This is a genomic window from Pseudomonas piscis, from assembly GCF_009380155.1.
GTDB lineage: Bacteria > Pseudomonadota > Gammaproteobacteria > Pseudomonadales > Pseudomonadaceae > Aquipseudomonas > Aquipseudomonas piscis.
Genome location: NZ_WHUV01000002.1, coordinates 221772 through 236772, shown reverse-complemented (window position 1 = coordinate 236772; position 15001 = coordinate 221772). Strand labels below are relative to the sequence as shown.

The 15001-nt window shown below is 63.6% G+C and carries 13 protein-coding genes; 8 read left to right on the top strand and 5 right to left on the bottom strand.

All coding sequences use genetic code 11. The annotated features are described in order from the left end of the window. Positions 1-42 precede the first annotated feature (42 nt). The 3 genes from GDH07_RS11130 to GDH07_RS11120 all read right to left on the bottom strand — a co-directional run bounded on the left by GDH07_RS11130 (position 43) and on the right by GDH07_RS11120 (position 2823). The gene (locus GDH07_RS11130) at positions 43-1335 is read right to left on the bottom strand and encodes an ATP-binding protein (RefSeq protein ID WP_022644011.1); all 1293 of its coding nucleotides are present in this window, start codon (positions 1333-1335) and stop codon (positions 43-45) included. Beyond that, positions 1336-2046 (bottom strand): response regulator, encoded by a 711-nt coding sequence (locus GDH07_RS11125; RefSeq protein WP_031321582.1) that lies wholly within the window; start codon positions 2044-2046, stop codon positions 1336-1338. A 171-nt stretch (positions 2047-2217) separates the two neighbouring features. Next, positions 2218-2823, bottom strand: a complete 606-nt coding sequence (locus GDH07_RS11120; RefSeq protein ID WP_022644009.1) for a MiaE family protein — start codon at positions 2821-2823, stop codon at positions 2218-2220. A 232-nt stretch (positions 2824-3055) separates the two neighbouring features. On the opposite strand from GDH07_RS11120, the gene GDH07_RS11115 reads away from it, so the two are divergent. After that, positions 3056-3919 carry a universal stress protein gene (locus GDH07_RS11115; RefSeq protein ID WP_022644008.1) on the top strand — a complete coding sequence of 288 codons (864 nt, stop codon included), beginning with the start codon at positions 3056-3058 and terminating at the stop codon, positions 3917-3919. Between the two features lie 45 nt (positions 3920-3964). On the opposite strand, the gene GDH07_RS11110 is transcribed toward GDH07_RS11115, so the two are convergent. Beyond that, entirely contained in the window at positions 3965-4435 is a 471-nt protein-coding gene (locus tag GDH07_RS11110; protein WP_022644007.1) for a DUF1289 domain-containing protein, read from the bottom strand. A gap of 408 nt (positions 4436-4843) precedes the next feature. On the opposite strand from GDH07_RS11110, the gene acnB reads away from it, so the two are divergent. Next, a complete protein-coding gene (acnB, locus tag GDH07_RS11105) occupies positions 4844-7453 on the top strand; it encodes a bifunctional aconitate hydratase 2/2-methylisocitrate dehydratase (protein WP_053130612.1) in 2610 nt (869 codons plus the stop codon). Positions 7454-7739: 286 nt separating this feature from the next. On the opposite strand, the gene GDH07_RS11100 is transcribed toward acnB, so the two are convergent. Next, entirely contained in the window at positions 7740-9020 is a 1281-nt protein-coding gene (locus GDH07_RS11100; protein WP_152897557.1) for a serine/threonine transporter, read from the bottom strand. 496 nt (positions 9021-9516) lie between these two features. On the opposite strand from GDH07_RS11100, the gene GDH07_RS11095 reads away from it, so the two are divergent. The 6 genes from GDH07_RS11095 (at position 9517) to GDH07_RS11070 (ending at position 14967) form a co-directional block, all read left to right on the top strand. Next, on the top strand, positions 9517-10056 hold the full coding sequence (locus GDH07_RS11095; protein WP_152897556.1) for a cysteine hydrolase family protein: 540 nt from the start codon (positions 9517-9519) through the stop codon (positions 10054-10056). Positions 10057-10184: 128 nt separating this feature from the next. Next, positions 10185-10571, top strand: a complete 387-nt coding sequence (locus GDH07_RS11090) for a VOC family protein (RefSeq protein ID WP_022644003.1) — start codon at positions 10185-10187, stop codon at positions 10569-10571. 15 nt (positions 10572-10586) lie between these two features. Beyond that, on the top strand, positions 10587-11543 hold the full coding sequence (locus GDH07_RS11085; RefSeq protein WP_152897555.1) for a 2-hydroxyacid dehydrogenase: 957 nt from the start codon (positions 10587-10589) through the stop codon (positions 11541-11543). Between the two features lie 170 nt (positions 11544-11713). Then, positions 11714-12781, top strand: a complete 1068-nt coding sequence (locus tag GDH07_RS11080) for a phosphotransferase family protein (protein WP_085598831.1) — start codon at positions 11714-11716, stop codon at positions 12779-12781. A gap of 38 nt (positions 12782-12819) precedes the next feature. After that, a complete protein-coding gene (locus GDH07_RS11075) occupies positions 12820-13587 on the top strand; it encodes an SDR family oxidoreductase (RefSeq protein WP_022644000.1) in 768 nt (255 codons plus the stop codon). A 273-nt stretch (positions 13588-13860) separates the two neighbouring features. Beyond that, positions 13861-14967 (top strand): Gfo/Idh/MocA family protein, encoded by a 1107-nt coding sequence (locus GDH07_RS11070; protein ID WP_152897554.1) that lies wholly within the window; start codon positions 13861-13863, stop codon positions 14965-14967. Positions 14968-15001: the final 34 nt, after the last annotated feature.

Below are 15001 nucleotides of genomic sequence, written 5' to 3'. Positions count from 1 at the left end.
GTCATTTGATGCAGGGCGCTTGTCACCTCGCCCGGTGCCGCGTCAGTCGGCGCTGGCCCAGGTCATGCGGAACGAGGCGCCGCCCCACTCCGAATCCACGACTTCCACCTTGCCGCCATGCCACTGCGAGACCCTGCGCACCAGGGCCAGGCCCAGGCCGAAACCGCCGGTGCGCCGGTCGCGGCTGGCATCGAGCCGGGAGAATGGCTCGAAGATCTTTTCCCGCCCCTCCACCGGTACACCGGGGCCATCGTCGTTGACCCGCACCTCATAGCCGTTATCCAGGCGTACCAGGGATACCTCCACCCGCCGCTCGGCGTAGCGGATGGCGTTGCGCAGCAGGTTGATCACCGCCCGGGCCATGAAGCGTGGCTCGATGCTCACGTAGTCCACCTGGCAGGAGCGAATCAGCAACTGCACCCCGGCCGCCTCGGCCTCCAGAGTCACGCTGCCGACCACGCTGTCGAGCCAGCTCTGGGCCTGGATGTTCTCGCGATTGATCGAGGCCGCGCCATGTTCCAGGCTGGCGTAGCTCAAGAGTTCGGAAACCATTTCCTCCAGCTCGCCCAGGTCGGCGTACATGTCGCAGATCAGTTCCTGGCTTTCCTGGGGGTCCGGGTTCTGCTTGAGCTGGTCCAGTTCGAACGACAGCCGGGCGATGGGCGTGCGCAGTTCATGGGATACCGCGTTGGTCAGCTCGCGCTGGTTGGCGATCAGGCCTTCGATACGGGCCGCCATGCGGTTGAAGTGCTGGGCCAGGTCGCGGATGTTGGAGCGCCGCGACAGGTGCAGGCGAGTACCCAGGTCGTTGCTGCCGAAACGCTCGGCGGCCAGGCGCAAACGCTCCAGGTCACGCCAGTGCGGCCGCACCCAGAAGTACAGGACGATGCCTAGCAGGGCGCCGAGCAAGGCATAGCCTGCAATGTTGTAGTGCAGGGTCATCGGCTGTTCTTCCGGCAACTTGATGCTCAACAGCTGCGAGCCGCCGTCGATACTGGAGATGAACTCGTCGTAATCGCCACCGCGCACCACCAATTGGCTGGAGTCCAACAGGGCCTGCTCGCGAGGGGTCAGGTTCAGTTGATCGGCATTGACCAGCGCCAGCAGCAGGCCATAGTGCGGCTTGAGCTCCTCCAGCTGGCGCTGGCGCCCGGCTTCGTCCAGCGGGCGTAGCTGTTCACCCAGGCTGTAGGCCGGCCCCCGGACCGCCTCGCGGTTGTAGGATTCGATCAGGTCGGCTGCCAGGTAATTGAGGAAGATGTGTTGCACTGCCGCCATCGACCCGGCGAAACCCAGGACCAGGAACAGGTAGAGCCCCAGAAACAGCCGCAGCATTCAGATCTCCCAGGCGAATGGATTGAACAGGTAGCCTTTGCCCCACACGGTCTTGATGCAGGCCGGTTCACGGGGGTTGTCCTTGAGTTTGTAGCGCAGCTTGCTGATGTAGACGTCGACGCTGCGGTTGAGGCCGTCGAACTCGATACCGCGCATGCGGTTGAGGATGTCGTCCCGGGACAGGGTCTTGCCCGCCGCGCTGGCCAGCAGCCACAACAGTTCGAACTCCATGGTGGTCAACTCGACCGACTCGCCGCCCAAGCGTACCTCGCGGCTGCTGCGATCGATGCTCAGCACGCCGAACTCCAGGGCGCCACGCTGGGCCGCGGGCTCCGGCACCTGGCGGCGCTGCAAGGCCCGCAGGCGCGCCAGCAGCACCGCCGGCTTGATCGGCTTGATCACGTAGTCATCGGCGCCGGATTCCAGGCCCAGGATATGGTCCAGATCATCCTCCTTGGCGGTGAGGATGACGATCGGGACGTCCGATACCGCGCGGATTTCCCGGCACACGTGCAAGCCGCTCTGGCCTGGCAGCATCAGGTCGAGCACCACCAGTTTCGGTTTGAATTCATCAAAAGCCGCCAGGGCCACATCGCCCCGATGGACCGTCAACACTTCAAAGCCATGCTGGGAGAGGAAATTCGCGATCAGCCCGGCGAGCTTTTCGTCATCCTCCACCAGCAATACTTTGCCAAGACCCAGGTTATCCATAAATACCAGTCTGCGAACGCACGATTTGAGTGCGCGCATTATATGCGGCAGAGGATTAAAGAAAGGCTAAAGCGCAGCACAAAACCTGGAACCTGCACGGTTTTTTGCAAGGTTTCATCTTTTTAAGAGTTTTTAACAATTTGCCCCCGGGCTCGCCCCGGGGGCCAGGGTTCACCAGGCCGGCACGCCGCTATGGAAGCGGAACTCCTGGTCGGGGGATTCGATCAGCTCCTGCTCGGCGGCCCGGACCTTGTCGATCACCCGGGCGATATCGTCGGCATCGCCGTACTGGTAGGCCAGCTTCAGGTAACCCTGGTAATGCCGGGCCTCACTCTTGAGCAGGCCGAAGTAGAACTTGCCCAACTCTTCGTCTAGGTGCGGTACCAGGGCCTCGAAACGCTCGCAACTGCGGGCTTCGATGAAAGCCCCCACCACCAGGGTATCCACCAGCTTCACCGGCTCGTGGTTACGCACCACCTTGCGCAGGCCCGAGGCATAACGCCCGGCGGACAACTGGCGCAGTTCGACCTTGCGCTTCTTCATCAGGCGCAGGACCTGCTCGTGGTGCACCAGTTCTTCGCGGGCCAGGCGCGACATCATGTTGATCAGGTCGATGTGCGAGTGGTACTTGGCGATCAGGCTCAGGGCCGTGCTGGCAGCCTTGAACTCGCAGTTCTTGTGGTCGATCAGCAGGTTTTCCTGGTCGGCCAGGGCTGCCTGGACCCAGGCATCGGGAGTCCGGCAGCCGAGGAATTGATCAATGGGCGGGAAGTTCATCGGCAGGTTTCCGGGCGGTCCGCCCCAGCGCGGGGCTGGCGGGCGGCATCAGCAGTGGTCGATAACATGAGGCTCACGGTACAGGCAGGGCTTCACAGGCAAAGGCGGCGATTATACCGGCCACGCCGCAGACCACCAGCGACCGCGATTGATATGCATCAACGTCCCGCCCAAGTGCCAGCAACTATAGTTATGAGCAGTTCCCATTCACTCTTTGCCGGAGTTCACGATCATGCAAAGCATCCGCAGCATCCTGGTGGTCATCGATCCCGCGCCTGGCGAAAGCCTGGCCCTCAAGCGCGCCAAGCTGATCGCCGGGGTCACCCAGGCCCACCTGCACTTGCTGGTCTGCGACAAGAAGCATGAGCATTCGGCGCTGCTCAGCGTGCTCAAGAGCAGCCTCACCGGCGAGGGCTACAGCGTCACCACCGAACAAGCGTGGAACGAGAGCCTGCACGAAACCATCATCGACGTGCAGCAGGCCGAGGGTTGCGGCCTGGTGATCAAGCAGCACCTGCCCGATACCCCGCTGAAAAAGGCCCTGCTGACGCCAGCCGACTGGAAACTGCTGCGCTACTGCCCGACCCCGGTCCTGCTGGTCAAGACCGCCACGCCCTGGACCGGCGGGGTGGTCATGGCGGCCATCGACGTCGGCAACCTGGATGGCGAGCACCGCGCCCTGCATGCCAGCATCGTCGACCATGGCTTCGACATCGCCAGCCTGGCCAAGGCCCAGCTGCATGTGATCAGCGCCCATCCGTCGCCGATGCTGTCGGCGGCCGATCCGGTGTTCCAGCTCAAGGAAACCATCGAAAAACGCTACCGCGATGCCTGCCAGGCGTTCCAGAGCGAATTCGATATCGACGATGGCCACCTGCACATAGAAGAAGGCCCGGCGGACGTACTGATTCCCCACATGGCCCACAAGCTGGAAGCGGCGCTGACCATCATCGGCACCGTGGCCCGCACCGGCCTTTCGGGGGCGCTGATCGGCAATACCGCCGAGGTCGTGCTCGATGCCCTGGACAGCGATGTGCTGGTGCTCAAGCCGGCGCAGATCATGAGCCACCTCGAAGAACTGGCCGCCAAGGCCTGAGGCAGCGAACCGTGGCGAGGCAAGCCGCCCCGCCACGCGGCTCACTCAGGAGCCCAGCGCGTCCTTGAGGAAACCCGGGGCGATATAGCGCTGGTAGTGGGCCTCGGAGAGCAGGAAGAACTCGCGATCGATGGCGTCGCGCAACTCCGGCAAGCCCCAATCGCGAAACTCCGGCAACAGCACCATCCCGTAGGCATCCAACTGGTTGATCACCCGCGCGCCCCGGGCGATCAGCTGGTAGGCCCAGCAGTATTCCGACTGGTGGGGCACGAACCGGATCTTGCGCTGCTCCAGCTGGGCCCGCAGGCGTGCTGGATCGAAGACTTCCAGCTTGGCCGTCATCACCTGCACCAGCAGCTGTTCAAGGCGCAGCCAGACCGCGCGCTTCTCATCCTCGTTGTAGCCGTTCCAGTTGACCACCTCGTGGTGGAAGCGCTTGCAGCCACGACACACCAGGTCGCCGTAGACAGTGGAGCAGAGGCCGACGCAGGGGGTCTTGATGGTCTGGTTAGGCATAGGTGAAGGTCACGCGGGAAAGCAAAACAGGCCGGCATGTTAGCCCTTTGTCTAACATTGATCACCCCTCAAACTTCAATACGCCAACTTACGTTTAGATTTTTTTTGCCGTAGAATCATCCAGCCTTTTTAGGCGCCAATGTCCGTTTGAAGCTGTTTTCAAAGCGTCACGAGCACAGTCGTTCCTTCAGAGCGGTGTTGGCGAAGGGTTTTTCCAGCGGGGAAAAGCCCGGAGCCAACCCTCATCAGCTCCCGTTCTGCAGGCGTAAAACTTTGAAAGCAGCTTCTGTAAGGAATTGTCGGTAATTCTGGCTAAGTGGCCCACAACGCCACGCAGCGCATGAGTACGGCAATTTCGGGATGAGCGTCCCGGACACCCATTTGGGACCACTGATGAGGGTAATAACTGTGCTTGAAGCCTACCGCAAACATATCGAAGAGCGTGCAGCACTGGGTATCGTTCCCCAGCCGCTAAACGCCGAACAAACTGCAGGCCTGGTCGAGCTGCTGAAAAACCCGCCGGCCGGCGAAGAAGCCTTCCTCGTAGACCTGATCACCAACCGCGTTCCGCCAGGAGTCGACGAAGCTGCCTACGTCAAGGCCGCCTTCCTCTCCGCCGTGGCCAAGGGCGAAGCAAAATCGCCATTGATCGACCGCAAGCACGCCACCGAACTGCTGGGCACCATGCAGGGCGGCTACAACATCGAGACTCTGGTCGCGCTGCTGGATGACGCCGAACTGGGCGCCGTCGCCGCCGAACAGCTCAAGCACACCCTGCTGATGTTCGATGCCTTCCACGACGTGGCCGAAAAAGCCAAGGCCGGCAATGCCCACGCCAAGGCCGTGCTGGACTCCTGGGCCGCCGGCGAGTGGTTCACCGCCCGTCCCGCCATCGCCGACAAATACACCCTGACCGTGTTCAAGGTGCCTGGCGAAACCAACACCGACGACCTGTCCCCTGCCCCGGACGCCTGGTCGCGCCCTGATATCCCGCTGCACGCCCTGGCCATGCTGAAGATGGCTCGCGATGGCATCGAGCCTTCGCAACCAGGTTCGGTCGGCCCACTGGCGCAGATCGAAGCGGTCAAGGCCAAGGGCTTCCCGGTCGCCTACGTCGGTGACGTGGTCGGTACCGGTTCCTCGCGTAAATCGGCCACCAACTCGGTGCTGTGGTTCTTCGGCGACGACATCCCGTTTGTTCCGAACAAGCGCGCCGGTGGCTTCTGCTTCGGCACCAAGATCGCCCCGATCTTCTACAACACCATGGAAGACGCCGGCGCCCTGCCGATCGAATTCGACTGCACCAACCTGGCCATGGGCGACGTCATCGACGTTTATCCATTCAAGGGCGAAGTACGTCGCCATGACAGCAACGAGCTGGTCACCAACTTCGAACTCAAGACCGAAGTGCTGCTGGACGAAGTCCGCGCCGGCGGCCGTATCCCGCTGATCGTCGGCCGTGGCCTGACCGAGAAGGCCCGTGCCGAGCTTAACCTGGGTGCTTCCGACCTGTTCAAGAAGCCAGAGCAGCCTGCCGACTCCGGCAAGGGCTTCACCCTGGCGCAGAAAATGGTCGGCCGTGCTTGCGGCCTGCCAGAAGGCCAGGGCGTGCGCCCGGGTGCCTACTGCGAACCGAAGATGACCACCGTCGGCTCCCAGGACACCACTGGCCCGATGACTCGCGACGAACTGAAAGACCTGGCTTGCCTGGGCTTCTCCGCCGATCTGGTCATGCAGTCGTTCTGCCACACCGCGGCCTATCCGAAGCCGATCGACGTCACCACCCACCACACCCTGCCTGACTTCATCCGCACCCGTGGTGGCGTGTCCCTGCGTCCTGGCGACGGCATCATCCACAGCTGGCTGAACCGCATGCTGATGCCGGATACCGTGGGTACCGGTGGCGACTCCCACACCCGCTTCCCGATCGGCATCTCGTTCCCGGCCGGTTCCGGCCTGGTAGCCTTCGCCGCTGCCACCGGCGTCATGCCGCTGGACATGCCGGAGTCGATCCTGGTGCGTTTCAAGGGCAAGCTGCAACCTGGCATCACCCTGCGTGACCTGGTTCATGCCATCCCTTACTACGCCATCCAGAAAGGCCTGCTGACCGTCGAGAAGAAAGGCAAGAAGAACGCCTTCTCCGGCCGCATCCTGGAGATCGAAGGCCTCAACGACCTGACCGTCGAGCAAGCTTTCGAACTGTCCGACGCCTCGGCCGAACGTTCCGCTGCCGGCTGCACCATCAAGCTGCCGGAAAAGGCCATCGCCGAGTACCTGCAGTCCAACATCACCCTGCTGCGCTGGATGATCGGTGAAGGCTACGGCGATGCCCGTACCCTGGAGCGCCGTGCCCAGGCCATGGAAGCCTGGCTGGCCAAGCCTGAGCTGCTGTCGGCCGACGCCGATGCCGAATACGCCGAAATCATCGAAATCGACCTGGCCGACGTCAAGGAGCCTGTGCTCTGCGCGCCGAACGACCCGGACGACGCCCGCCTGCTGTCCTCGGTACAGGGCGAGAAGATCGACGAAGTGTTCATCGGTTCGTGCATGACCAACATCGGTCACTTCCGCGCTGCCGGTAAGCTGCTGGACAAGGTCAAGGGTGGTATCCCGACCCGTCTGTGGCTGGCTCCGCCAACCAAGATGGACGCTCACCAGCTGACCGAAGAAGGCTACTACGGCATCTACGGCAAGGCCGGTGCGCGCATGGAAATGCCAGGCTGCTCGCTGTGCATGGGTAACCAGGCACGCGTGCAGACCGGTTCGACCGTGGTCTCCACCTCGACCCGTAACTTCCCGAACCGCCTGGGCGACGCCACCAACGTGTACCTGGCATCGGCCGAGCTGGCCGCTGTCGCTTCGATCATCGGTAAGCTGCCGACCGTCGAGGAGTACATGCAATACGCCAAGGACATCGACAGCATGGCTGCCGACGTCTACCGCTACCTGAGCTTCGACCAGATCGCCGAGTTCCGCGAAGCGGCAGCCAACGCCAAGATCCCGGTGGTGCAAGCCTAAGGTTCTAGCGCTGTAGAAAGAACGCCGCGTATTCCACGATACGCGGCGTTTTTTATTGCCCCGACCTCAGTCCCTTCTCCCCCCCGGCAACAGAGCGCCGCGCCAACCCCGCGACGTTCGACCTCGAGCCCGGAACAAGGCTGCGGCCAACCCGCTCGCGCTGCGCGACTCCTGCGCTTCCTGCTGCACAGGTGCCGCATCCCCCCATGAACGACAACGCCGCCGGTGCAGTGAAGCACCGGCGGCGTTGCTTGCAGCTATTGGGTTGCGACTGGCAAGCCCGGCCTCAGGAGGCCAGCGAGTACACCAGTGCGGTGATGGCCACCAGGCCCACCAGGGTCACGAACACGTTGGACGCCTGGCCGCGATAGCGCGCCATGGCTGGCACCTTGCGGATGGCGTACATCGGCATCAGGAACAGGATGGCCGCGATCACCGGGCCGCCCAGGGTCTCGATCATGCGCAGGATGCTAGGGTTCAAGGTCGCCACCGCCCAGCAGATCACCAGCATGAAGGCCGCGGTCACCCGGTCCAGGGTCTTGGCGCCCGGGCGCCGGCCGCTCTTGATGATCAGGCCCTTGAGGCCTTCGCTGGCACCGATGTAGTGGCCCAGGAACGACTTGGCGATGGCCACGAACGCGATCAGCGGCGCAGCGAAGGCGATGGTCGGGTTGCTGAAGTGGTTGGCCAGGTAGGACAGGATCGACAGGTTCTGCGCCTTGGCTTCGGCCAGTTGGGCCGGCGACAGGGTCAACACGCAGCTGAAGACGAAGAACAGCACCATGGCCACCATCAGCAGGTGGGCGCGAGACAGGATCTGCGAGCTGCGCTGCTCGGCGTGCTGGCCGTAGCGGCGCTTCTGGTCCACGGCGAAGGCCGAGATGATCGGCGAGTGGTTGAAGGAGAACACCATCACCGGAATCGCCAGCCACAGGGTATGCAGGAAGGCCGATGGCGCCGGGATATCGCCGGCGGTGGCGAGGATGCCGCCGTTCCAGTGCGGGATCAGGAACACCGCCAGGAACAGCAAGGCGATGATGAACGGGTAGACCATCAGGCTCATGGCCTTGACGATCACCTGCTCACCACAGCGCACCACCGCCAGCAGGCCGAGGATCAGCACCAGGGACAGGATCGCCCGCGGCGGCGGGGCGATGTGCAGCTGGTGCTCCATGAAGCTGCCGACGGTATTGGTCAGGGCCACGCTGTAGATCAGCAGGATGGGGAAGATGGCGAAGAAGTAGAGCAAGGTGATCAGGGCCCCGGCCTTGATCCCGAAATGTTCCTCCACCACCTCGGTGATGTCGGCGCCGTCACGTCCGGAGAGCACGAAGCGGGTCAGGCCACGGTGCGCGTAGAAGGTCATGGGGAAGGCCAGCAGCGCCAGGATCAGCAACGGCCAGAAGCCGCCGAGGCCAGCGTTGATGGGCAGAAACAGGGTACCGGCACCAATGGCGGTGCCGAACAGGCCCAGCATCCAAGTGGTGTCTTGGCGATTCCAGCTGCTCAGGGTCGCTGGGGCCGCCGTTTCAAAGCGTTGATCAACGCTGTTGGCCTGATCATTCATCCGGTGGGATCTCCACATTCCGGTCGTTTGCCGTTGGCTCGAAGCGCGTCGGAATACCCGACAGACAGAACCCCGAGCAAACAGAGGGGGGCGCGATTGTCCGGGATTCCAAGGGCGCTGCATAGACTCAGCGGAGGAATGGCACCTGCGTTGCAGCAATAATGTCCGTTTTTGTCGCAAGGCGTCTGGCCCGGCCCTCTCCCTGGTCCTGCGGCTTTTTCGCAGGTGCCGATCAGCCCGTCAAAGCGGCTTATCGCCTCACCCCTGGCGAATCCCGGCCGACCCGCGCCTGCGTTGACAGGAGTCGGCGACGAACGGCATGATCGGACCCATGAATGCCTATCCGCTCATCCCTACCACCTACACCACGACTGCCTCCGGCGGGTCGTGTGGTGGCTGTGCAGGATGAAGCAAGCACAGTGACAACCAAGGCCCCGCCAGCAATGGACGGGGCCTTTTGTTTCTCCGTCCGGCTGGCACAACAAGGAGAGACAAGATGCCTTCACCCAACGCCAAGCGCGCCCTGCTGGTCATCGACATGCAGGTCGGACTGTTCAACGGACCGGACAAGCCCTACCAGCGCGAACAGGTCCTGGACCACATCAACCAGCTGATCCGTCGCGCCCGCCAGGCCGGGGCACCGATCTTCGCCATGCGCCATACCGGTACAGCGGACTCGCCCATCGCTCCCGGCAGCCCGTTCTGGCAGTTGCTGCCGACCCTGGAAGTGGACGAGCAACAAGACTGCGTACTGGACAAGAGGCGCCCCAATTGCTTCACCGGCACCGGGCTGGCCGAGCGCCTGCACCAGGCCCAGGTCGGTGAGCTGGTGATCGTCGGCATGAAGACCCAATACTGCGTCGATGCCACTTGCCGCGCCGCCGGCGACCTGGGCTTTACCGCACTGCTGGTGCAGGATGCCCATACCTGCATGGACACCCCATACCTGGGGGCGCGCAAGATCATCGATCATCACAACACCACCCTGGACGGCGCCTTCGTCACCCTCGCCGCGACCGTCGACGTCGCCTTCTGATCTTGCAATCAATGCCCGGGACGCGCCGATCACGGCGCCACTCCCCGGCAACGGCTGTTCCGGGCATTGCCAAATACCCGGCTAATGCGCACTCTTGAGCCTTCGCCATCGTCCGACTGGAGTTGCCCATGAGTGTTGCCGGCTTCGTGCTCTACAGCCTTGATCCACAAGCATTGGCGCGGTTCTACAGCGCACTGCTGGACTGGCCCGTCAGCGAGCGACAGCCCGACTACCTGCAACTGCAACACCAGGGCATGGAGCTGACGCTGATCCAGGTACCGGCGGCGATCGCCGCGCGCATCGTCCTGCAAGATCCCCCCCTGCCCCGCAGCGAATCCGCCTGCAAGCCAGTGTTCTGGGTCAGTGACCTGGATCTGGCCCGGCAACGCGCCGCCGGTGCTGGCGGGCGGCTGTACGAACCCGAACGTGAATGGCAGTTCAAGGACGCCCGGGTCTGCGACGGTATCGATCCGGAAGGCAATATCTTCCAGTTGCGGCAAACCCTGTCTCGATAACCTGAGGAGTCCACCATGCCCGCCACCGTCCTGGTCCTGGTTGAGAATTTCAATGCCTACCTGCCACGGCTCGAAGCGCTGGGCTTTGTGCTGATCCTGGCCCAGACGCCCGCTGCCAGGGCCCGGGCGATCATCGACCACGCCGGGCAGATCGACGCTGTGCTGACCCGTGGCCCCCTGGGCCTGAGCGCACAGGAGATCGGCGCCCTGCCCCGGTTGCAGATCATCTGCGTGATCGGCGCCGGCTACGAGCAGGTGGACCTGCAAGCAGCGAGCAATCGCGGGATCGCCGTGACCACTGGCGCCGGGATCAATGCCCCGTCGGTGGCCGACCACGCCCTGGCGCTGCTGTTGTCCCTGGTGCGCGGCATCCCCCAGGCGGACGCGGCGGTACGCCAGGGGCATTGGCCGAAAGTCACGCGCCCGTCATTGACCGGCATGCACCTGGGCATCCTCGGGCTCGGCGCGGTGGGCCAGGCCATCGCCCGGCGCTGTGCCCTGGGCCTGGACATGCAGGTCAGCTATCACAGCCGCCAGCCGCGACCGGAGCAGCCCTATCGTTTCTGCCCGACCCTGCTGGAACTGGCCCGGGACGTCGACCTGCTGGTGATCGCCACCCCCGGTGGCGCCGAGACCCGGCACCTGGTGGACCACGAGGTGCTGGCGGCCCTGGGGCCCGAGGGTTTCCTGGTGAATGTGGCGCGGGCCAGCGTGGTAGATACCGAGGCCCTGCTGCTGGCACTGGAGCAGCGTCGGCTCGCCGGAGCGGCCCTGGACGTGTTCGATGCCGAACCTGGGGTTCCGGAGCGCTTCAAGCGCCTGGACAACGTGGTGCTCACCCCCCATGTCGCCGGGCTGTCGCCAGAGGCCAGCCGCGACACCATGGACATGGTCGGCCGCAACCTGCAGGCGCACTTCTCCGGCCAGCCCTTGCTGACCCCCCTGGCCCTGCCGCTACCCGGTCGCGGCTGAATCCCGAACAGCGCCTATGCTCTTGGCAGCGGTTCAAACGCCTGTATCAAAAACAATGATTGTCCAGCAACACCCACGCCAATAACGGCCCATCGCGATTGTGGGGGGCCAGCGCGCGCATTAGATTAGTCAATAATCTCTGGCCTCCAGAATAAGCAGAAGGGATAAGCATGGCGCTTACAGACCAGTCCACCCGCACCCGCTCCGGTGAAGAACTCGACGCCGCTCTGATCGATCCGTACCTCAAGGCGCAGATTCCCGGCCTGACCGGCACGCCACGGATCAGCCAGTTCCCCGGCGGTGCCTCGAACCTCACCTACCTGCTGGAATACCCCGAGCAGGAATTCGTCCTGCGCCGCCCGCCATTCGGCCACAAGGCCAAGTCGGCCCACGACATGGGCCGCGAGTTCCGCATCCTCAACCAGCTCAAGGACGGCTTCCCGTACTGCCCCAAGGCCTACGTGCACTGCACCGACGAATCGGTGATCGGTGCCGAGTTCTATGTCATGGAGCGGGTCAAGGGCATCATCCTGCGCTCCGACCTGCCAGCGGAACTGAATCTCGATGCCAGCCACACCCAGGCGCTGTGCAAGAGCTTCATCGACCGCTTCGTCGAGCTGCATCGGGTCGACTACCAGGCCTGCGGCCTGGGCGACCTGGGCAAGCCCGAAGGTTATGTGCAGCGCCAGATCAAGGGCTGGAGCGACCGCTACGAGAAAGCCCTGACTCCCGATGCCCCGCAGTGGGACGTGGTCAAGGCCTGGCTCAACGACAAGATGCCCGCCGACCATCCGACCTCGAGCATCGTGCATAACGACTACCGCTTCGACAACGTGATCCTCGACCCGCAGAACCCGATGCAGATCATCGGCGTGCTGGACTGGGAACTGACCACCTTGGGCGACCCGCTGATGGACCTGGGCAACACCCTGGCCTACTGGATCGAGGCCAGCGACCCGGGGCCGGTGCAACTGATGCGCCGCCAGCCAAGCAACGCCCCGGGCATGCTCAGCCGCCAGCAGTTCGTCGACTACTACGCCGAGCGCTCCGGCATCCAGATCGGCAACTTCGACTTCTACTACACCTACGGCCTGTTCCGCCTGGCGGGCATCGTGCAGCAGATCTACTACCGCTTCTACCACGGCCAGACCCAGGACAAACGCTTCGCGCAGTTCATCCACATGAACAAGCTGCTGGAGCAGATGAGCCTGCAAGTCATCGGCAAATCCAGCCTCTGAGGGCGCTTCGGCGCCTGACCGCCCAACAAGGAAAAACCATGTCCAAGACTCAGTTGTTCGACCTCGACGGCAAGATCGCATTCGTCTCCGGCGCCAGCCGTGGCATCGGCGAGGCCATTGCCAAGTTGCTGGCCCAGCAAGGCGCCCATGTGATCGTTTCGAGCCGCAAGCTCGAAGGCTGCCAGGAGGTGGCCGAGGCCATCGTCGCCGCCGGCGGCAAGGCCACCGCCATTGCTTGCCACATCGGTGAGATGGAGCAGATCCAACAGGTGTTCGCCGCCATCCGCGAGCAGTTCGGGCGCCTGGACATCCTGGTCAACAACGCCGCCACCAACCCGCAGTTCTGCAATGTGCTGGACACTGACCTGGGTGCCTTCCAGAAGACCGTCGACGTGAATATCCGCGGCTACTTCTTCATGTCGGTGGAAGCCGGCAAGCTGATGCGCGAAAACGGTGGCGGCAGCATCATCAATGTGGCTTCGATCAACGGCGTATCGCCGGGGCTGTTCCAGGGCATCTACTCGGTGACCAAGGCCGCGGTGATCAACATGACCAAGGTCTTCGCCAAGGAATGCGCGCAGTTCGGCATCCGCTGCAACGCCCTGCTGCCGGGCCTGACCGATACCAAGTTCGCCTCGGCCCTGGTCAAGAACGACAGCATCCGCAACGCCGCCCTGGCGCAGATCCCGCTCAAGCGCGTAGCCGACCCGAGCGAGATGGCCGGTGCGGTGCTCTACCTGGCCAGCGACGCTTCCAGCTACACCACCGGCACTGCGCTGAACGTGGATGGCGGCTTCCTGTCCTGAGCCACCTGCGCCGTACAAAAAGGCAGCCTGCAGGCTGCCTTTTTCATGCCCCACATAAACCTGTAGCAGCAGCCGGTGGACGCTCGATTGCGCGCGATGAACCCGAGGACACCGCGTCCCGTCAGGCAATCCAAGTCATCGTTAACGACCATCGCAAGCAAGCGATGCTCCTACAGGGGCGCACAAAAAGAATATTTATTCTCAATATTGAATTAAAGAAATTTTTATTCCATAAATAGCCATCCCTACCACAACAACTCCAAAGGTGCGGCGATGGATGAACTGGGCGTTGGGCTGATCGGAACCGGATTCATGGGGCGCGCCCACGCCCTGGCTTTTCGCAGTGTCGGTGCGGTATTCGAACTGCCGGTGCGCCCGCGCCTGGCGGCCCTGGCCGATGCCGATGGGCAACGCGCCGCGCAGTGTGCCAAAGCTTGGGGGTTCGCCCAGGCCCACACGGATTGGCGCCAGTTGGTCGATGATCCCCAGGTCGGCCTGGTGGCGATCGCCACCCCCAATCACTTGCACTTTCCCATGGCCATGGCGGCCCTGGCAGCCGGCAAGGCGGTGTACTGCGAAAAACCTCTGGCCGTGACCAGCGAACAGGCCCGGCAGATGCATCAAGCCGCACAGGCGGCCGGGGTGGTGACCCGGGTCGGCTACAACTACCAGCACAATCCGTTGATCGTCCTGGCCCGGGAGCTGATCGACAAAGGCGAGCTGGGGCAACTGGTGAGTTTCCAGGGTGAATTCAGCGAGGATTTCATGGCCGATCCGGACGCCCCCTGGTCCTGGCGTTGCGACCCGCAACAAGCAGGCGGCGCCCTGGCGGACCTGGGCAGTCACCTTTTGGCCATGGCGCGTTTTCTTATGGGGCCGGTGGTGGCGGTGTGCGCCGATACCCATACCGTGCACCCTGAACGCCCTGTCCGGGCCGGCAGCCATGAGCGCCGCGCCATCGCCGTGGATGACCAGGCCCATGCGCTGCTGCGCTTCGCCAATGGCGCCCGGGGCAGCCTGGGCAGCAGCTGGATCAAGCACGGTTACAAGAATCACCTGGCCTTCGAGATCAGCGGCACCTTGGGTACCCTGGCCTTCGACCAGGAACGCCTGAACGAACTGCGCCTGTATCGGGCCGGCCAACCGGGTTTCCAGCGCCTGCTGGCCGGCCCGGCCCTGCCCGGCTACGCGGCCTTCAGCCCGGCGCCGGGGCACCAGCTGGGCTACAACGAGCTCAAGACCCTGGAAGTGCAGGAACTGCTCATGGCGATGTGCGGCCAGGGGCGAGACGGCACCGACTTCCAGGAAGCCTGGGAAGTGGAACGGCTGGCGGCAGCGATCCGCCTGGCCGCCCGGGAGCAACGTTGGATCACCTTGTAACCGCTGCCGGGCCAGGGCGAGGCTGCGTCAAGGC